This window comes from Rhodobacter flavimaris (genome assembly GCF_021378075.1).
GTDB classification, from domain to species: domain Bacteria; phylum Pseudomonadota; class Alphaproteobacteria; order Rhodobacterales; family Rhodobacteraceae; genus Rhodobacter; species Rhodobacter flavimaris.
The window spans coordinates 33,068-52,088 of sequence record NZ_JAJUOS010000009.1; the positions used below are offsets into that span (position 1 = coordinate 33,068).

The 19,021-nt window shown below is 63.4% G+C and carries 20 protein-coding genes; 7 read left to right on the forward strand and 13 right to left on the reverse strand.

The features are described from left to right. Position 1: 1 nt before the first annotated feature. The 5 genes from LZA78_RS12210 to LZA78_RS12230 form a co-directional block, all read right to left on the reverse strand. Positions 2–1,366, reverse strand: coding sequence for a glutamine synthetase family protein (locus LZA78_RS12210; RefSeq protein WP_233677220.1), 1,365 nt, complete (start codon positions 1,364–1,366; stop codon positions 2–4). Positions 1,367–1,446: 80 nt separating this feature from the next. Further along, a complete protein-coding gene (locus LZA78_RS12215; protein WP_233677221.1) occupies positions 1,447–2,484 on the reverse strand; it encodes a TRAP transporter substrate-binding protein in 1,038 nt (345 codons plus the stop codon). Between the two features lie 50 nt (positions 2,485–2,534). Next, positions 2,535–3,860, reverse strand: coding sequence for a TRAP transporter large permease (locus LZA78_RS12220; protein ID WP_233677222.1), 1,326 nt, complete (start codon positions 3,858–3,860; stop codon positions 2,535–2,537). Then, on the reverse strand, positions 3,860–4,366 hold the full coding sequence (locus tag LZA78_RS12225; protein ID WP_233677223.1) for a TRAP transporter small permease subunit: 507 nt from the start codon (positions 4,364–4,366) through the stop codon (positions 3,860–3,862). The genes LZA78_RS12220 and LZA78_RS12225 overlap by 1 nt, the downstream gene beginning before the upstream one ends. Then, entirely contained in the window at positions 4,366–5,130 is a 765-nt protein-coding gene (locus LZA78_RS12230) for an N-formylglutamate amidohydrolase (RefSeq protein ID WP_233677224.1), read from the reverse strand. The genes LZA78_RS12225 and LZA78_RS12230 overlap by 1 nt, the downstream gene beginning before the upstream one ends. Positions 5,131–5,268: 138 nt before the next feature. On the opposite strand from LZA78_RS12230, the gene LZA78_RS12235 reads away from it, so the two are divergent. Then, on the forward strand, positions 5,269–6,144 hold the full coding sequence (locus LZA78_RS12235; RefSeq protein ID WP_255697433.1) for a MurR/RpiR family transcriptional regulator: 876 nt from the start codon (positions 5,269–5,271) through the stop codon (positions 6,142–6,144). Between the two features lie 68 nt (positions 6,145–6,212). On the opposite strand, the gene LZA78_RS12240 is transcribed toward LZA78_RS12235, so the two are convergent. From LZA78_RS12240 to LZA78_RS12255, 4 genes are all read right to left on the reverse strand, one after another. Then, positions 6,213–7,259, reverse strand: coding sequence for an ABC transporter ATP-binding protein (locus LZA78_RS12240; RefSeq protein WP_233677225.1), 1,047 nt, complete (start codon positions 7,257–7,259; stop codon positions 6,213–6,215). Beyond that, positions 7,256–8,038: an ABC transporter permease gene (locus tag LZA78_RS12245; RefSeq protein ID WP_233677226.1), complete on the reverse strand. Its 783-nt coding sequence runs from the start codon at positions 8,036–8,038 to the stop codon at positions 7,256–7,258. Before LZA78_RS12245 ends, LZA78_RS12240 begins: the two co-directional genes overlap by 4 nt. Further along, positions 8,035–8,910: an ABC transporter permease gene (locus LZA78_RS12250; RefSeq protein ID WP_233677227.1), complete on the reverse strand. Its 876-nt coding sequence runs from the start codon at positions 8,908–8,910 to the stop codon at positions 8,035–8,037. The genes LZA78_RS12245 and LZA78_RS12250 overlap by 4 nt, the downstream gene beginning before the upstream one ends. Before the next feature lie 89 nt (positions 8,911–8,999). After that, positions 9,000–10,103 (reverse strand): ABC transporter substrate-binding protein, encoded by a 1,104-nt coding sequence (locus tag LZA78_RS12255; RefSeq protein ID WP_233677228.1) that lies wholly within the window; start codon positions 10,101–10,103, stop codon positions 9,000–9,002. 362 nt (positions 10,104–10,465) lie between these two features. On the opposite strand from LZA78_RS12255, the gene LZA78_RS12260 reads away from it, so the two are divergent. From LZA78_RS12260 to LZA78_RS12275, 4 genes are all read left to right on the forward strand, one after another. Further along, the gene (locus LZA78_RS12260; RefSeq protein WP_233677229.1) at positions 10,466–10,783 is read left to right on the forward strand and encodes an antibiotic biosynthesis monooxygenase; all 318 of its coding nucleotides are present in this window, start codon (positions 10,466–10,468) and stop codon (positions 10,781–10,783) included. A 63-nt stretch (positions 10,784–10,846) separates the two neighbouring features. Further along, the gene (gene parA, locus LZA78_RS12265) at positions 10,847–11,470 is read left to right on the forward strand and encodes a ParA family partition ATPase (protein ID WP_233677230.1); all 624 of its coding nucleotides are present in this window, start codon (positions 10,847–10,849) and stop codon (positions 11,468–11,470) included. A 66-nt stretch (positions 11,471–11,536) separates the two neighbouring features. Then, positions 11,537–12,139, forward strand: coding sequence for a rhodanese-like domain-containing protein (locus tag LZA78_RS12270; protein ID WP_233677231.1), 603 nt, complete (start codon positions 11,537–11,539; stop codon positions 12,137–12,139). A gap of 12 nt (positions 12,140–12,151) precedes the next feature. Further along, positions 12,152–12,721 (forward strand): NYN domain-containing protein, encoded by a 570-nt coding sequence (locus LZA78_RS12275; protein WP_233677232.1) that lies wholly within the window; start codon positions 12,152–12,154, stop codon positions 12,719–12,721. On the opposite strand, the gene uvrB is transcribed toward LZA78_RS12275, so the two are convergent. Further along, a complete protein-coding gene (uvrB, locus tag LZA78_RS12280) occupies positions 12,654–14,837 on the reverse strand; it encodes an excinuclease ABC subunit UvrB (protein WP_233677233.1) in 2,184 nt (727 codons plus the stop codon). The genes LZA78_RS12275 and uvrB overlap by 68 nt on opposite strands. A 168-nt stretch (positions 14,838–15,005) precedes the next feature. Here uvrB and LZA78_RS12285 point away from each other — a divergent pair, with 168 nt between their 5' ends. Continuing rightward, a complete protein-coding gene (locus tag LZA78_RS12285) occupies positions 15,006–15,317 on the forward strand; it encodes an ETC complex I subunit (RefSeq protein WP_233677234.1) in 312 nt (103 codons plus the stop codon). A 137-nt stretch (positions 15,318–15,454) separates the two neighbouring features. Continuing rightward, positions 15,455–15,898: a type II 3-dehydroquinate dehydratase gene (aroQ, locus tag LZA78_RS12290; protein ID WP_233677235.1), complete on the forward strand. Its 444-nt coding sequence runs from the start codon at positions 15,455–15,457 to the stop codon at positions 15,896–15,898. Positions 15,899–15,904: 6 nt separating this feature from the next. Here the strand turns inward: aroQ and cynS are convergent, their stop codons facing one another. From cynS to LZA78_RS12305, 3 genes are read right to left on the reverse strand one after another with little or no spacing between them, the layout of a single operon-like run. After that, positions 15,905–16,348 carry a cyanase gene (cynS, locus tag LZA78_RS12295; protein ID WP_233677236.1) on the reverse strand — a complete coding sequence of 148 codons (444 nt, stop codon included), beginning with the start codon at positions 16,346–16,348 and terminating at the stop codon, positions 15,905–15,907. 31 nt (positions 16,349–16,379) lie between these two features. Further along, a complete protein-coding gene (locus LZA78_RS12300; protein WP_233677237.1) occupies positions 16,380–18,113 on the reverse strand; it encodes a bifunctional protein-serine/threonine kinase/phosphatase in 1,734 nt (577 codons plus the stop codon). Positions 18,114–18,168: 55 nt separating this feature from the next. Continuing rightward, positions 18,169–19,002, reverse strand: coding sequence for a formate/nitrite transporter family protein (locus LZA78_RS12305; protein ID WP_233677238.1), 834 nt, complete (start codon positions 19,000–19,002; stop codon positions 18,169–18,171). Between the last annotated feature and the right edge of the window lie 19 nt (positions 19,003–19,021).

The following is a 19,021-nucleotide window of genomic DNA, read 5'->3' on the forward strand; positions in this document are numbered from 1 at the left end:
CTCAGGCCCGCTCAAACCCGCGCGTGCGTTCCCAATCGGTCACCACGCGCATTGCCTCTTCGATCTCCCAACGCGCGGCGCGATGGTAGTGTGACACAACGTCATCGCCGAAAGCCTTGCGCAGGAATTCCGATCCATTGAGCGCCTCGGCCGCCTCAAGCAGCGAGCGCGGCACCTGCGGCGCGGTGTCGTTGAGATAGAGATCGCCCGAGATCGGCGCGCCGGGTTCCAGCTTGCGCTCGATCCCCTCAAGCCCCGCCGCCAGCAGCGCCGCGCAGGCCAGATAGGGGTTCAGGTCGGCCCCGCCGATCCGGCATTCGACGCGCACCGACTTGGTGCTTTCGCCGCAGATCCGGTAGCCCGCGGTGCGGTTATCCAGCGACCAGACCGCCTTGGTGGGCGCGAACATGCCGACGCAGAAACGCTTGTAGCTGTTGATATAGGGCGCGAGGAACACGGCGATGTCGCGCGTATAGGCCAGCTGCCCGGCAAGGTAGTGGCGCATCGTGTCCGACATGCCATAGGCCGCGTCCGCGTCGTAGAAGATATTGGCGCCACCCTGCCAGAGCGACTGGTGGATATGGCTCGACGAGCCCGCGCGCTTGTCATCGTATTTCGCCATGAAGGTGACACTCGCGCCGTAGTCCTGCGCGATCTGCTTGGTGCCCAGCTTGATCAGACTGTGCATGTCAGCGGTATCGATGGCGTCGGAATACTTGGCGTTGACCTCTTCCTGACCGGCGTCGGCCTCGCCTTTCGAGCATTCGATCGGGATGCCCGCACCGTAAAGGCCGTTGCGGATCGCGCGCATGATCGGCTCGTCGCGGGTCGAGCCCATGATCGAGTAATCGACGTTGTAGCGTGCCATGGGGGTGGGGGTGGGGTAGCCGTTGTCGAACAGTTCGGCAAAGCTTTCCTCGAACAGGAAGAACTCAAGTTCGGTCGCCATCATCGGCTCAAATCCCATCGCGCGGGCGCGTTCGACCTGCTTTTTCAGGATGGTGCGCGGGGCGTGGGGGACAAGCTCATGCGTGTGGTGATCGTAAAGATCGGCCATCACCAGCGCCGTGCCATCGGCCCAGGGGATCAGGCGCAGCGTGGCCAGATCGGGCTTCATGATGTAATCGCCATAGCCGCGCGACCAGGACGAGGCCTCATAGCCCGGAACGGTGACCATCTCCATATCGGTGGCCAGCAGGTAGTTGCAGCAGTGGGTTTCCTCCACTGCGCTTTCGAGGAAGTGCTGTGCGTGGAAGCGCTTGCCCTGCAGGCGGCCCTGCATGTCGCAGATGCACACTATCACGGTGTCGATGTCGCCGGAAGCTACGGCGGATTTCAGAGCCTCAAGCGAGAGGTTGGCGGGCATTCTTTCCTCCTGTGGACGGCCCCGCCTTCTTGCGGGCGGGGCTCGGGTAGTGCGTGGCGGGGCGCGTGGCCCCGACCGGATCAGCTGTAGCGATAGGGTGCGCCAGCCTTGACCATGGTATCGTTATACTTGCGGATAATTTCGACAACCTTCGCCTTGAGCGGGCTTTCGGCGGCGATCTCGTCCCAGAACTTGTGCGCGGCTTCTTCGAGCTTGGCATAGTCCTCGTCGGGCAGGCTGGTCAGCTTCATGTCCGGCCCTTCGACGCGCAGCTTGGCCTCGCCGGCCCAGTACCACCACTGGCGGCGGTAGTGCGACTGCTCGAAGCAGGTCGTCATCAGCTGTTGCAGATGCGGCGGAATCTCGTTCCAGCGATCCATGTTGGCGAAGAAATGCCCGATCCACGCGCCCGAGATGTTGTTCACGAGGAAATAGGGCGCAACCTTCGACCAGCCCGAGGTGTAATCCTCGGTGATGCCCGACCAGGCCAGGCCGTCAAGCTCGCCGGTTTGCAGCGCGACCTCGACATCTTCCCAGGGCAGGGTGACCGGCACGACGCCGAACTGCGCGAGGAACCGGCCCGCCGTCGGGAAGGTGAAGACGCGCTTGCCGTTCAGGTCCGCGAGCGAGTTGATCGGCTCTTTCATGTTGAAGTTGCACGGATCCCACGACCCGGCCGAGATGTGCTTGATGCCCACCTTGGCGTATTCTTCCTTCCAGATCTCGTCGAGGCCCCAGGTATTGAACAGCGCGGGCACGTCAAGCGAGTAGCGCAGCGCGAAGGGGAAGTAGCCGCCGAACACGGTCACCTCGGTCGGCGAGGCCATGCTGTCGTCATCCGACTGCACGGCGTCGATCGTGCCGTTCTGCATGGCGCGGAACAGCTCCGACGTGGGCACCAGCTGGTCCGAGGTGTAAAGCTCGATCTCCATCTGGCCGTTGGCGATGGCGTTGAACGCGTCGATGGCGGGTTTCACCACCTCTTCGGCCAGCGCCGGACCGGCATAGGTCTGAAGGCGCCACTTGATCGTGCTTTGCGCGCGTGCTGGAGCCGCGAGGCCCGCCGCGGCAGCACCCACCGCACCGGTCGTGAGGAACTTACGTCTTGTCGTCGTCATTTCTCTCTCCTTGTTGGTTCAGCGCCCCGTTTCGGGGTCGTTCGTTATCATCAGCGGCCCAGAACCTCGCGCGGTAGCCAAAGCGCAAGTTCAGGGAAGATCATCACGAGGATCAGTGTCAGCAGCATCACGAGCACGAAGGGCGCGACCGAGCGGTAGATGACGGGCAGCGTGAACTCGGGCGGCGCCATCGCCTTCATCAGGAACAGGTTATACCCGAAGGGCGGCGTGAGATAGGCAATCTGACAGGTGATCGTGTAAAGCACGCCGTACCAGACCAGATCGAAGCCCAGGGTCTTGGCAAGGCTGACATAGACGGGCGCCACGATGACCAGCATGGCGGTGTCGTCGAGGAACATCCCCATCACCAGAAAGCTGACCTGCATCAGCACCAGGATCTGCCAGGGTTCAAGCCCGAGGCTGTTGAGGAAGAAGTCGTTGATCGCGCGGCCCGCGCCAAGCCCGTCGAAGACTGCGCCGAAAGACAGGGCGGCAGTGATGATCAGCATGAACATCACGGTGATCGCCAGCGTCTGGCGCGTCGCGGTCTCGAATACCGTCCAGGTGAAGCGGCGCTTGGCGATGGCGGCCAGAACGGCGGCCAGCGCACCGATGACCGAGGCCTCGGTCAGGCTGGCCCAACCGTTGAGGAAGGGGATCATCATCGCCACGAAGATGAACACCGGCAACAGGCCGGCGCGCAGCAGGCGGAACTTCTCGGCGCGGGTGACCGAGGCAAGCTCTTCGGCAGGCATCGGCGGGGCGAGGGCCGGGTTCAGCTTGGTGCGGATCAGGATGTAGAGGATGAACAGCACCGCCATCAGCAGGCCCGGGATCACACCCGCCAGCCACAGGTTCGACACCGGCTGGCGCGCGATCAGCGAAAACAGCACCAGCACGACCGAGGGCGGGATCAGGATGCCAAGGCTCGACCCCGCCTGGATCACGCCCGACACCATTAGCTTGTCATAGCCGCGCCGCATCAGCTCGGGCAGTGCGATGGTGGCGCCGATGGCCATGCCAGCGACCGACAGACCGTTCATCACCGAGATCATCACCATCAGAAGGATCGTCCCGATGGCAAGCCCGCCCGGCACCGGGCCGAACCAGACGTGGAACATCCGGTAGAGGTCATCGGCCAACCGGCTTTCCGACATGACATAGCCCATGAAGACGAACATCGGCAGCGTCAGCAGCGGCGTCCACTTCATCAGCTTCATGACGGCGGCAAAGCCCATGTCCGTGCCGCCCGGCCCCCAGAGCATCAGCGCGGCGGCCACGGCGACAAAGCCGATGGCACCAAAGACCCGCTGCCCGGTCAGCATCATCAGCAGCATGGTCGAGAACATCAGAAGGGCGATCGTGTTGTGATCCATCAGATTTTCTCCCCGCGGACGGTCGCTATGTCGCGGATCAGATGGACCCCGGCTTGCAGCAGCATCAGCGCGAAGCTGATTGTGATGATGGATTTGATCGGCCAGAGCGGCGGGCGCCAGGCCGTCGGGTTTCGCTCGTTCACCGAGAAGGAGTAGACGGTGGAGTCGAACGCCCCCCAAAGCATGACGCCAAGGTAGAACATCAGCACGAAGACGGTGAACACGTCCCACAGCGCCTGCCCCTTGGTGGTGAAGCGCGCGTAGATCAGGTCCATGCGCACGTTGGTATCAAGCTGGAACGAGTAGGGCGCGCCGAGCATGTAATAGGCGACCAGCGTGAACTGTGCCATCTCGAGCGTCCAGAGCGCGGGCACATGCATGATCTTCGTCACCGAGGACCACAGCATGATCGCCATCATCACATAGAGCAGATACATGGCGAAACGCCCGATGCGGCGGTTCAGGCCCTCGACGAAGCGGACATAGGCGTGGCACCAGCCGGGCATCAGCGCGTCTCCTCGATCTTGGCGACCGCCGCCAGCAGCAGCGGGGCGAGGCGCTCGGCCATGGCGTCTTGCTGGGCAGGGGTGGCGATCAGGTCGTTGCGCAACTCGATCATGACATTCGGAATGCCCATGGGGGTTGCTTGCAGGGCGAGCGTGTGGGTCACCTCATCCGCCGCCGAATAGGGCTCATTCAGGCGGGCATCCATCTGGGTCGCGGCACAGGCCTCGGCGTGGAAGGCCAAGGCCAGCGCGGGGTCGGCGTCATGAATCACGCCCAGTTCGACGGCGCGGGCCTTGCCGTTGAAGACGGGGGTGAAGCTATGCACGGTGATCATCACCGGCGCGTGGCCCAGGGCCAGCTTGCGCGCGATCTGGGCGCGCAGCGCGGCGTGGAAGGGCACATAGAGCGCCTCGGTCCGCGTCAGGCGCTCCGACGGGGCGATGTTGCGGTTCCCGGGAATGTCGTGAATTTCCGAGCGCGCGGGCATGGCGCCTGCGGAATGCGGGGGGCGGTTGAGATCATAGATCAGGCGCGAGCTGTTGGCATGCACCAAAACCGCGTTCAACCGCGCCGCCAGCCCCCGCGCCAGCCCGAGCGCACCCGGATCCCAGGCGATATGGGCCTCGCGCTGCGCGGCGCTCAGCCCAAGGTCGCCCCAAGGCGCCGGGAAGGCGTTGGACGCATGTTCGCACACCACCACGAAGCGGCCGGAGGAATCCGGCCCTTCGATAGATACGGCGATATCCGTGATCTGATCGGTCATTTCCCTGTCGATTCTCTTTTTATCTTTCGGTCAGGCTCTCTCGCATGGGCGGGTTCTGTCAATATCATTTCAAAAATCTAATTTCTGTTACAATCTGTTCTAAAGCCGAGTCGGCCCATCACAGGGGGATTGCCCAATTTGGCAGCAGTGACGCAGACCATCGAAGAGCAGTTGCGCGGCGGGATCGAGGCGATGACCCGCGCCGAAAAGCAATTGGCCAGCCATATCTTGCGCCATTATCCGGTGGCGCTGCTTGGGTCGGTTACCCAACTGGCCAAGGCGGCCGAGGTGAGTTCACCGACCGTGGTGCGGCTGGCGCAGAAAATGGGATTCGGCGGCTATCCCGGCTTGCAGGCTGCCGTGAAGGAGGAGCTGGAGGCGCGGCTGGAAAGCCCGCTGGCCAAGCATGACCGCTGGGCCGAGGCGGCGCCCGAGGCGCATATCCTCAACCGTTTTGCCGATGCGGTGCTGAGCAATCTGCAAGCGACGCTGAAGCAGATCGACCATGCCGAGTTCGACGCGATCGCGCGGCTTCTGGCGGACCCCAATCGCAAGGTCTTTGCCACGGGCGGACGGATTACCATGGCGATGGCCGAGTATTTCGTGACCCATATGAAGGTGATCCGGCCAGAGGTGGAATTGCTTGCGCCGGTCTCGAACGCTTGGCCGCCTGCGCTGATCGAGATGCGTCGCGGCGATGTGCTTTTGGCCTTCGATATTCGCCGCTATGAAAACAACGTGCTGCAATTGGTCGAAATGGCAGCCGAGCAGGGGGCCGAGGTGGTGCTGATCACCGACCCTTGGGTTAGCCCCGCCGCGACCCATGCACGCTATCGGCTTTCGGCGCAGGTTGAGGTGCCCTCGGCTTGGGACTCGACGGTGGCGATCCAGGTTCTGGTCGAGACCCTGATGGCGGCGGTGCAGTCGCTGACCTGGGAGCAGACCGCCGCGCGGATGAAGCGGCTTGAGGAGCTTTATGCGCGGGCACGCTTTTTCCGGGGGCGCAAGGGGTAGGGGGCGCTGCCCCCTCGGGCCTTGCGGCTCTCACCCCCGAGGTATTTTCGCCAAGAAGAAACGGCGGGTCAGTCTCCGATCACCAGCAGGTCGGAAGCGTTGAGGCCGAGGACGACCTTTTCGCCGAGGCGCGGGGGCGTCGTGTGGGTGGTGTTGAATGTGTCGAAGGCGATGCTTTGGCCACCGACATCGGCGCGCAGGCGGATCACCGAGCCGAGGAAATCGACATCGGTGATCGTGCCTTGCAGCCCGGTGTCATGCGCGCCCTGGCCCAAGGCGACCATTTCGGGGCGCAGGCCGAGGGTTGCGGTTTTTCCGGTCAGTGCCCGGTGCAGGAGGATCTCGGTTCCGGCGACATCGACGCGTCCGGTGCTGGCGTCGAGGACTTTGGCCTCGAGCGTGTTCAGCGTGCCGACGAAGCCCGCAACAAATCGAGTGGCGGGGCGGTTGTAGATCTCGAACGGGGTGCCGACCTGATCGGCGATGCCCTGGTGCATCACGACCACGCGGTCGGACATTGAGAGCGCCTCTTCTTGGTCATGGGTGACGAAGATCGTGGTGATACCAAGCTCACGCTGGATCGTGCGAATCTCGTTGCGCAGGCTGACGCGGACCTTGGCGTCGAGCGCCGAGAGCGGCTCGTCGAGCAGAAGGACTTGTGGTTTGGGCGCGAGGGCGCGGGCAAGCGCCACGCGCTGTTGCTGTCCGCCCGAAAGCTGGAACGGGTAGCGGTTGCCAAGCTCGGGCAGGCCGATGAGGGCGAGCATTTCCTCGACCCGCGAGGCGATCTCGCGGGCAGGCGCGCCCTTGACCTTGAGGCCGAAGCCCACGTTCTGCGCGACCGTCAGGTTGGGGAAGAGCGCATAGGCCTGGAACACCATGCCGATATTGCGCTGGTTCGGGCGCAGGCGCACCACGTCCGCGCCGTCGATGGTGATCTGGCCGGCCGAGGGGGTCTCAAACCCTGCGACCATGCGCAGGACCGTGGTCTTGCCGCAGCCGGATGGGCCGAGGAGCGAAATGAACTCGCCCTGTTCGACCGAGAGGTTGAAGTCTTTCACCACGCGGTTCGGGCCGAAGCTCTTTTCCAGATGGGAGATAGTCAGAAAGCTCATCGGGCAGCCTTGGTATGTTTCGAGAAGCGGGTGACAAGTTGGATCAGGCCCATGCAGGCCCAAGTGATCACGAAGGCGATGGTCGCCAGCGCGAAGGGCTCATAGGCCTTGTTGGCGCCCATCAGCTGAAGATAGGGGCCGAAGGCGGGGCGGTTCAGGAGCGCGGCCATGGTGAATTCGCCCATGACGATGGCGAAGGTGACAAACGCGCCCGAGAGCACCGCGACCAGCACATTGGGCAGGATGACGCGCGCGAGCACCGTGAACCAGCCCGCGCCAAGGGACTGGGCGGCCTCGGTCAGGGTTGCCACGTCGATGGTGCGCAGGCCGGTGTCCACGGCGCGATACATGTAGGGCAGCGAGAGCGTGGCGTAGCCGAACATCAAGAGCATGTTGGTGCCAAACGTAGAGCCCGTCATCGGCAGCCAGCTGGAGGTGTTGAACAGCCGGATATAGCCGAAGACCACGACGATCGCCGGGATTACCAGCGGCAGCAGGGTCACGAATTCGACCACCGGGCGCATGCGCGGCATCTTGAGGCGCACCCAGAAGGCCGTGGGAACGACAAGGAACATGCCAAAGACGATGGTCAGCAGCGCCATGAACACCGAATAGGAGAAGGTCTGGCGGAATTGCGGATCGGCCAGCACCTTGGCGTAGGCGTCGAAGGAGTAGACTCCCCGGCGCATCGACAGCGAGAACTCGACCATGCCGATCAGCGGCAGGACGAAATAGGTGACCCCGAGGAAAAGGATGGCCCAGGCGGCGGCTTTCTTCATTTCAGCCACCTCTCGGAGCGCATCCGCAGCCAGATGTAGATCACGTTGGCGATGCCGGTCACGAGGATCATGCCGAAGGCCATGGCATAGCCCAGATGCGGGTTGCCCAGAACGTCGCCGCGGATCTGCGCGAACAGCATGATCGGCACGATGTTCAGGCTGGAACCCGTCAGTGCGATGGCGGTGGCGACGGCGCCGAAAGCGTTGGCGAACAGAAGCGCGAAGGTGCCCAGGATCGTCGGGAACAGGATCGGCAGCGCGACCATGCGCCAGTATTGCGTACCCGTCGCGCCAAGGCACGAGGCGGCCTCGCGCCACTCGCGCTTCAGCCCGTCAAGCGCGGGGGTGATGATCAGGATCATCAGCGGGATCTGGAAGAACAGATAGGTAATCGTCAGACCCCAGAAGCTGAGGATGTTGAACCCCATGGCGCGCAGATTGATGCCGAACTGCGTCTTGAGGAACATCGTCACAAGGCCAAGCGGCCCGAGCGTGGCGAGGAAGGCAAAGGCCAGCGGAACGCCCGCGAAGTTCGAAGCGACGCCCGAGAACGTCATCAGCGGCGAGCGGATCGTGTTGGGCAGCCCGCCCAGCACCATCGCGGACGCCATCAGGAAGCCGACAAGGCAGCCGATCGCCGAGGAGGCGACCGAGATCTTGATCGAGATCCAGTAGCTGGCGATGATCGAAGGGGTGAAGAGGCCCGCGATATTCTCGAACGTAAAGGAGCCGTCGGCGCGCTGAAAGGCGCCGATCACGATCTTCATCGTCGGCGCGATCAGGAACAATCCAACGAACAACGCAAAGGGCACAAGGCCCAGCCAGTTCAGATTGATCCGCCGGCGCGGTGGGGGCAATTGCGTCTCGCTCACGCTTTCTCCGCTTGGTCTTGGCCCCAAGGGGCGCAGGAGCCGCCCCCGGTTAAAAACCGGAGGCGGCATTGTATCACGAAAGATCGCGTTTACTGGACGTTGGCGCCGACGACGGCATCCCAGCCACCGACAACGGCCTCTTTGTTGGCGCCCTGTTCCTCGATGGTCGGGAAGTAGGCGGCCTCATAGGATTCGGCCGGGGGCAGGGCGTCCATCAGCTCTTGCGGGATCTTGCCAGCAGCGGCCATCGCATTGAAGCGCGCCGGGTGGCAGTAGCCCTTGAGCCAGAGGTTCTGGCCTTCGTCCGAATAGAGGTACTCCATCCACAGCTTGGCTGCGTTCGGATGGGGCGCGTGGGCCGAGATCGCCTGGACATAGACGCCGGCGAGAACGCCGGTTTTCGGCACGACGACCTCGACCGGCGGGTTGCCCGCCAGCGTGTCGCGCGCGGCCAGCGCGTTATAGTCCCACATCACCACGATCGGAGTCGCGCCCTGCGCGAGCGTGCCGGCCTTGCCGATGACCGGGACGAAGTTGCCCGCCTCGTTCATGGACTTGAAGTACTCAAGACCCTTCTCGCCCGCTTCCTTGCCAGCCGCGCCGCCATTGGCCATGCCGGCCGCCAGCACCGCGAGAATCGCCTGGTTCGAGGCGCGCGGGTCACCCGCAAGCGCCACCTGACCCGCATATTCCGGCTTGAGCAGGTCGGCCCAGTCGGTAGGCGTGTTGTCCACGAGGTCCTTGTTCACCATGAACGACATCACGCCGTAGTAGTCGGCATACCAGTAGCCATCCGGGTCTTTCGCGCTGTCCGGGATCTCGTCCCAGGTCGAGACCTTGTAGGGCTGGATCAGCCCTTCTTCCTTCGATTGCGGGCCGAAAGCCAGGCCCACGTCGATCACGTCGGGCGCCTGCGGGCCGGTGTTGCCCTTGTTGGCGCGGATCGCCTCAAGCTCGTCAGCCGAACCCGCATCCGGGTTCAGTTCGTTCACGCTGATTTCGGGATACTTGGCCTTGAAGCCGGCGATCACGTCGCCGTAGCCGCACCAGCTGTGCGGCAGCGCGATCGTGGTCAGCATGCCTTCCGCCTTGGCGGCGGCTTCGAGCGCGGCCATGTCCTCGGCATGGACCAGCGCGGTCGATGCCAGAAGTGCTGCGGCCCCTACCAGCCAGTGCATCGGTTTCGTCGTCATTTCGGATCTCTCCCCGTCAATCGGATCTCTCGGGCCCGGAATGGGCGCCGACTAGCAGCTAGGCGCCTTCTGTGACAGTCTTGCGACGCGGGCGCTCATTGGTCGTCAAAGTTTGACCGACCGGGCAAGACTTGCTTGAAAACTCGTGGCTTGCAACATTTCCGTTACTTCCCTGTCATGAATGCTGAAATTTTGGGCGCCAGTAGGGGCGCCGGAAGAGCGGGCGCCATTCGCGCCGGGCGCGCTCTGACGAACCAGTGGTCTTTGCGGTGGTGACGCGCGCTCGTGCCGCGCTCTGAGGCCCTTGAAAACGGGTGATTTTTCCGCCCCCCTGTGCAAGCATGAGGGCAGGAGGACCCGCCATGACCGAGATCACCAAGGATTTCACCGGACAGACCGTCATTTGCACGTTCGAGATGACGCCCGCCACCGCGATCGAGCTGATGGAGGCGCTGACAGATGCCTATGAGCATTGCATCCGCCACCAGCCGGGCTTCATCGGCGCCGGGGTTCACATGAACGACGCACATACCCGCATCGCGACCTATTCCAAGTGGGAAAAGCGCGGCGATTATCAGGCCATGCTGCGCTCGCCCGAGATGATCACGCGCAACCGGCACATCGCCACGCTGTGCCGCAGCTTCGAACCCGTGATGTATGAGGTCTTCGGCGCCTATTGACGCCAAAGAACGTGCATTCCTTGACGACTCACTCTATGCTGCGCTGCGGCATAGGAGGTGGGGATGTCTGGACTGGTTATTACGGTTGCGCAGCAAAAGGGCGGCGCGGGCAAGACGACGCTGGCGGTGAACCTGGCGGTCGGCTTCCTGCAGCGGGGCCTGAGTGTGGCGTTGCTCGACACCGATCCGCAGGGCTCGCTCGGGCGCTGGTTCATGGCGCGCCGCGACGTGCTGGGCGAGCCGGGGCTGGAATTCTCGACTTCCTCGGCCTGGGGCGTCAGCTACGAGGTTGAAAAGCTTAAACGCAGCGTGGACGTGGTGATCATCGACACGCCGCCCAAGGTGGACAGCGACCTGCGCCCCGCGCTGCGCGAGGCCGACGTTATCCTCGTTCCGGTGGCCGCCAGCCACGTGGACCTGTGGGCCACCGAAGGCGTGCTCGACCTTGCGCGGCGCGAGAACAAGCGACCCAAGGTTGTCCTGAACCGCGTCAAGCGCGGCACCCGGCTGGATGCCGAGGTCCGCGAATCCGCAGAACAGCTTGAGGCCGATCTGCTCGACGCGGTCCTAGCGCATCGCGTGGTCTATGCTGAGACGCTCGGGCAGGGGCTTGGCGCCCTTGAGGCCGCGCGCAAGGGCCCGGCGCATGCCGAAGTTCTGGCCCTGCTGGCCGAGCTGACGGACTGAACGATCACTATAGATATTCAATAATCTGCATGTTACGCTCCGCCCATTACAATCAGGGAGGATGTAATGCGCATTGCTTTGGGTCTTGTTTCTGTTCTGGCCTTTGCGGCCCCGGCTTTGGCCGAGAATGCCCCAGTGGGCATTACCCCCGACATGATGAGCGTGACCGTCGAGACCGAGTCTGGCCCGGTAGAGATCTCGCGCATTCAGGACAACGCCAATGAGCTGAGCGGCGAATGGGCGCGCACCTCGCGGCCCTGTCCGAATTTCTGCCTTCAGCCGATGATCCCGGCGCCTGGTGTGACCCCGATCGGCGAATTGGAAATGCTGCAATTCCTGCAAGATCCGAACGTCGTGGTGATCGACGGCCGCGTGCGCCCCGATTTCGAAGGCGGCGCCATCCCCGGCGCGATCAACGTGCCCTATACCGAAGCTGGCGACCGCTTGGGGGAACTGGGCTGCGAGCCTGATTTCGACGGGTTCGACTGCTCGGTCGAGGGCGTGAAATCCGCCGCGCTCTATTGCAACGGCCCCTGGTGCGGCCAATCCCCCACCGCCGCCCGCCGCATGATCGAGGCCGGTTTCCCTGCCGGGAAAATCTATTACTATCGCGGCGGTATGCAGGTCTGGCGGATGCTTGGGCTGACGGTGACTGACACGAAGAACTGAGTGGAGTGGTAAATGGTATCAGCAGATAGTCTTGCAGTCGGTCTGCTGGTCCTGATCCTAGGTGTCGTTTACCTGTTGCTGCGGTCGAGAAGCCGGCCGCAGCCTCGTTACGCCGTTCTCGATGGTTCCAACATTCTCTATTGGCGCAATGAAGCGCCCGATCTGAGCGCGGTGCGGCAGGTCGTGCAGGAACTTCAGGCGCGGGGTTGCTCTCCGGTGATCTGGTTCGATGCGAATGCCGGTTACCTGGTCGAGGGACGCTATATTGGGGAGTATCAGTTCTCCGTGGCGCTCGGAGTGCCGGTGAGGCAGGTTTACGTTGCGCCGAAAGGAACGCCCGCCGATCCGCTGATCCTTGATGCGGCTACCAAGCTCTCTGCGGTCGTTGTCACGAATGATCGCTATCGAGACTGGGCCGGCCAATACCCCATGGTCGGCGAATATGGGCGCTTCATTCGCGGCAGCTTCCGGGATGGTCGGCTGGAATTGGTAGAGCCGGTCGCACAGATGGCGGCTAGCGCCCCTTCCTTCTCTTCACCCCTCCGCGTTGCCCGGGACGGCCTGCGGTCGAGCGGCCCTTGACCTTGATCGCGGCCTCGGCAGCCTCTTCGACGGCGGATTTGCGGGCCATGGGGTCGTCATGCACGGCCAGATCGACGGCTTCGAGGCGCTTGATCTCATCGCGCAGGCGGGCGGCTTCCTCGAATTCGAGGTTCTCGGCGGCTTTGCGCATGGTCTCACGCAGGCCGTCGATATGGGCGGCAAGGTTGGCGCCGAGCATGGGCTTTTCGATGGTGGCGGTGACGCGCGACATGTCGGTGTCGCCCTGCCAGAGTCCCGCGAGCACGTCCTCGACGTTCTTGCGCACGGTTTGGGGCGTGATGCCGTGCTCCTCGTTATAGGCGATCTGCTTGGCGCGGCGGCGGTCTGTCTCGTCCATCGCGCGCTGCATGCTGCCGGTGATCCGGTCGGCATACATGATCACCCGCCCTTCGGCATTTCGCGCGGCGCGGCCGATGGTCTGGATCAGCGAAGTTTCCGAGCGCAGGAAACCTTCCTTGTCGGCATCGAGAATCGCGACCAATCCGCATTCGGGAATATCGAGCCCCTCGCGCAGCAGGTTGATGCCCACGAGCACGTCGAAGGCGCCAAGGCGCAGGTCGCGCAGAATCTCGATACGTTCGATTGTGTCAATATCCGAGTGCATGTAGCGCACGCGGACGCCCTGTTCATGTAGGTATTCTGTAAGATCCTCGGCCATGCGTTTGGTCAGCGTGGTGACCAGCGTGCGCATCCCGCGTGCCGCCACTATGCGGATTTCATCAAGGACATCATCGACCTGGGTCTCGACCGGGCGGATCTCGACCACCGGATCGAGAAGGCCGGTGGGGCGGATCACCTGTTCGGCGAAGACGCCGCCTGCCTGCTCCATCTCCCACGCGGCCGGGGTGGCGGACACAAAGACCGATTGCGGGCGCATCGCATCCCATTCCTCGAACTTCAATGGGCGGTTGTCCATGCAGGAGGGCAGGCGGAAGCCATGCTCGGCCAGCGTGAACTTGCGCCGGTAGTCGCCGCGATACATGCCGCCGATCTGCGGCACGGTGACGTGCGATTCGTCGGCGAAAACGATGGCGTTGTCAGGGATGAACTCGAACAGGGTCGGCGGCGGCTCACCGGGCGCGCGGCCGGTCAGGTAGCGCGAGTAATTCTCGATCCCGTTGCAAACGCCCGTCGCTTCAAGCATTTCCAGGTCGAAGTTTGTGCGTTGCTCCAGCCGCTGCGCTTCCAGCAGCTTGCCCTCGTCGTTGAATTGCTTGAGGCGCTGTGCCAGTTCAACTTTGATATGTTTGATCGCCTGCTGAAGTGTCGGGCGCGGCGTCACGTAGTGGCTGTTGGCGTAGATGCGGATCTGCTTGAAGTTATCGGTTTTCTGCCCGGTCAGCGGGTCGAACTCAATAATAGATTCAAGCTCTTCCCCGAAGAAGCTGAAGCGCCAGGCGCGGTCTTCGAGGTGGGCGGGCCACAGGTCAACGGTATCGCCCTTGACCCGGAACGAGCCGCGCTGGAAGGCGGCGTCGAGGCGCTTGTATTGCTGCGCGACCAGATCGGACAGAAACTTGCGCTGGTCGATCAGGTCGCCCACCGTCAGGTCCTGCGTCATCGCCGAGTAGGTCTCGACGGAGCCGATACCGTAGATGCAACTGACCGAGGCCACGATGATCACATCGTCCCGCTCCAGAAGCGCGCGGGTGGCCGAGTGGCGCATCCGGTCGATCTGCTCGTTGATCTGCGATTCCTTCTCGATATAGGTGTCCGAGCGCGGGACATAGGCCTCGGGCTGGTAATAGTCGTAGTAGGAAACGAAGTATTCGACCGCGTTGTCTGGGAAGAAGCCCTTGAATTCCCCGTATAATTGCGCGGCCAGCGTCTTGTTCGGTGCCAGGATGATGGCGGGGCGCTGCGTTTCCTCGATCACCTTGGCCATGGTGAAGGTCTTGCCCGTGCCCGTGGCGCCAAGCAGAACCTGGTCATGCTCGCCCCCCAGAACACCACCCGCCAGTTCCGCAATCGCGGTGGGCTGGTCGCCCGCCGGGGCGAATTCGGTCTTCATTACAAAGCGCTTGGCGCCCTCAAGCTTGGGGCGGGTCAGCACGTCGGGGCGGTGCATCGGCATGTTGGAATTGTTGTGCGGCATGGCAAAACCTCCGGGGCCTGCCTAATTTGATCTATTTTTGTTCTCTTGCAAGGTCTGCGGTGGCTGCAGCGCGGCAATCGGGTGCGATTGAGGGCGCCAAACCGCCCAAAGGGCTTGCGCTTTTGGCCGGTTTGGCTAAGAAAGGCCAAGCATCCGAGGAGGTAAGCCATGCGCGCGCGTATCTATCAGCCGGCCCGCAACGCCATGCAGTCTGGCCAAGCCAAGACCAAGATCTGGTATCTGGACTTCGCTCCGGCGACGGCGCGCGATATCGACCCGCTGATGGGTTGGACCAGCTCGGACGATACGCAGTCGCAGGTGCGCCTCAAGTTCGAAAGCCGCGAGGCCGCCGAGGCCTATGCCAAGGAGCAGGGGCTGGAATACACCGTGACCGAGCCGCACAAGCGCGCCGCCAACGTCCGCGTTCGTGGCTATGGTGAAAACTTCGCCTCGGACCGCCGCGCGAACTGGACGCACTGAGCCAGCCTTTCCCGTCTCAGGGCTTCTGAAGCAAAGCGCGCCGCCTGGCGCGCTTTTTGCTCTGGGGGTGGAAACACTCGCCACAGCGCGAATGCTGGGCTAACAAGGGCAGGCGCAGCACGACCGGAGAGAACCCCATGAGCCGCAAGCCGATTTTCATTCTGAACGGACCGAACCTGAACCTGCTCGGCAAGCGGCAGCCCGAGATCTATGGCCATGACACGCTGGAGGATGTCGAGCGCAACTGCGCCGCCGTCGCGGCCGAGAAGGGCTTCGAGGTTCAGCTGTTCCAGTCGAATTACGAAGGCGGTTTGGTAGAGCTGATCCACCGCGCGCGCGAAGAGGCCTGTGCCATCGTGATCAACCCTGGCGCCTATACCCATACCTCGGTGGCCATTCTCGATGCGCTGAATGCCTTCGAAGGGCCAGTCTTCGAGTGCCACATCTCGAACGTGCACAAGCGCGAAAGCTTCCGCCACCACTCCTATGTCTCGCTGCGCGCGGACGGGGTGATGGCGGGCTTCGGTGTCGAGGGCTACGCGCTTTGCGTGCGCCGGGTGTGCTCGCTGCTGGCGGGCTAAGCGACCTTACCAGGCACTATACTGAAGGTATTTGCCGCTCATCTCGACCTTCACGCGGTCGCCCTTGGGGTTGGGGACGCGGGTGACTGTCATGTCGAAGTCGATAGCAGACATGATGCCGTCGCCGAACTTCTCTTGGATCAGCGCCTTGAGCGTCGGGCCATAGACCCCGACGATCTCGTAGAAGCGATAGATGCAGGGGTCGGTCGGCACGGTCTGGGCGAAGTTCTTGGTTGGGCTTTCGGACAGGACCAGCGCGGCCTCCTGCGGCAGGGCGAGCAGCTTGACCAGCTCGTCGGCCTTGGCGGGCGGGAAGGCGTTCATGCCGACGCAGGCCGAATGGGTGAACACCGGCGACATGCCGATCTTGTCGGCGATCTCTTCCCAGGTCAGGCCGGTGGTGCGCTTGGCCTCAAGGATCATCAGGGCGACATCGTCTTTGGTCATCATGGTCGTCTTCCTTCCTGTTGGTGGTTATAGGTCAGCTGAAGGCGATGCCCGCCAGCACGATGCACAGCACCGCCAGCAGCGCCGAGGTCGCCTTCCAGAAGCGTTCGGGGTTGCGCTCAAGCAGCGGGCGCTGGTGCTTGGCGATATAGGACACCGAGGGCGCGCGCAGGTTCGCGGTGAATTCCGACAGCGCATCGTGGCGCTTGGCCGGGTCGGGGTGGACCGCGCGCGCGAGTGCCTCGTCCAGCCACTCGGGCATCGGGTGCGCGTCATCCTGCGCGCGGCGATAGCTCAGGCGCATACGGTCGCGCGGCGTGCGGATGCGCGAGACCTGCGCGCCATAGGGCAGGTAGCCCGTCAGCATCTCATAGGCGATCACCCCGAGCGAGAAGAGATCCGAGCGCCAGCTGACAGACTCGTTCGAGAAATATTCCGGCGCGGTGTATTGGCAGGTGCCAAGGATGCCGTCCTCCTCGCGCTCGGGCGCGGCCTCCTGCACGCCTGCGACATAGGCCGAGCCAAGGTCGATCAGCCGCACCACGCCCGCCGCGTCGATCATCACGTTTTCGGGGCGCAGATCCTGATGCAGCATCTCGCGGCGGTGAAACGCGCGCAGGCCCTTGGCGATCTGCTCGACGATGTCGCGCACCTGTTCGAAGCCTGGGTTGGGGTTGTCCTGCATCCACTGGCGCAGGGTCTGGCCCTCGATGAAGTCCGTGACGATGTAGAGGCCGCTGCGGGCCTCGGAGAGATCCGGCGCGCCCATCACATGCGGGCTGTCGATCCGGCGCGCGATCCATTCCTCCATCAGGAAGCGGCGCAGCGCCTCGTCATCGTCCTTCAGGTCCGAGGACGGGATCTTGAGCGCGACCTTGCGCCCGTCAGACGCCCGCGCGAGGTAGATGTAAGAGCGGTGATTGCCGTGCACCTCGCGCAGGATCTCGAACCCGTCGAGTGTGCCGCCCACGCGGGGCAGGGGCGGGATCGGCAGGCGGCGCGCCTCGGTGGCAAAGCTGTCCTCGCCCTCGGGCAGGACGTCGATGCGCACGATCTGGACGGTCAGGTTGTCGTCGCTGCCAGCCTCCAGCGCGGCGTCAACGATTTGGCGTGCGGCCGCGTCAAGATCGGAGGCGTCGGCGATGATCTCGGTCACGCGGCGCGGCTGCCAGTATTCGTGCACGCCATCGGTGGTCAGCAGGAAGACATCGCCTGCCGAGAGCGGCTCGGTCCGGTAGTCGATCTCGACCTCGGGTGTCGCGCCCATGGCGCGGGCCAGAACGGTGCCAGTCCCCAGGGTCGCGCGGTGGTCAACGGTCAGCGGCTCGATGGACGCGCCGGAAATGCGCCAGATCCGGCTGTCGCCGACATGAAACAGATGCGCGCTGCGCGCCTTGAGGATCAGCGCGGCAAGCGTGCAGACATAGCCCCGGTCCGCATCCTCGGCCCCGGCATAGCTGCCCTGCGCACTCAGCCAGCTATTGGTCGCCGCGATCACCCGCGAAGCCGAGGTTTTCACCGTCCAGGCGTCCGGGGTGCAGTAGTAATCGCTCAGCAGCGACTTCACGGCCGTTTCGGCGGCGATCTGGCTGACCTGCGAGGTCGAGATGCCATCGGCCAGCGCGACGGCGATCCCCTTGAGATGCAAAACGCGCCCGTCAGGAACGAGGGCGCCGTGGAAGTCCTGGTTCACATCCTTGCGGCCGGCGCTCGAGGCCTGCCCGATGGAAACTTTCAGCGTTTCGGAAGATTGCGTATCTCTAGGCACGTCACCCGACCTTCAAGCCAGAAGGCCCCGCCTTGCGGCGGGGCCCCGGTTTCAATCACTCCGCCGGCTGGCCGACAGCGCCGACCTTGCGCTTAGGCGAGGTCTTGTAGTGGGTCGAGTAGATCATGCCGCCCACGAAGGTCAGGCCGCCCACGAGGTTGCCGATCACGACGGGGATCTCGTTGTAGGCAAAGTATTCGAACCAGGTGAAGTTGCCGCCGAGCATAATGCCCGAGGGGAACAGGAACATGTTCACGATCGAATGCTCGAAGCCCATGTAGAAGAACACCAGGATCGGCATCCACATCGCGATGACCTTGCCCGACACCGAGGTGGACATCATCGCGGCGACAACGCCGGTCGAGACCATCCAGTTGCACATCACGGCGCGGATGAAGACGGTCAACATCCCGCCCATGCCGGCAGCAGCATAGCCAACGGTGCGCGATTCACCGATGACGCCGATCTTCTGGCCGACAGCATTTGGTTCGGTCGTGAACCCCATGGTGAAGACGATTGCCATGAACACGGCGGTAGTCAGTGCCCCGGCGAAGTTGCCCACGAAGACGAGGCCCCAGTTGCGCATAACGCCGCCCCAGGTGATGCCCGGACGCTTGGCGATCACCGCCAGCGGTGCAAGGGTGAAAACACCCGTCAGCAGGTCGAAGCCCATCAGGTAGAGCATGCAGAAACCCACCGGGAAGAGCAGCGCACCCACCAGCGGGTTGCCGGTGTTGACGGTGATGGTGACGGCGAAGGCCGCAGCCAGCGCCAGGATCGCGCCCGCCATGTAGGCGCGGATCAGCGTGTCCTTGGTGGACATGAGAACTTTGGATTCACCGGCCTCGATCATCTTGGCGGCAAATTCGGCAGGTTGGACGTAAGCCATATTCTGTCCCTTTGTTTTT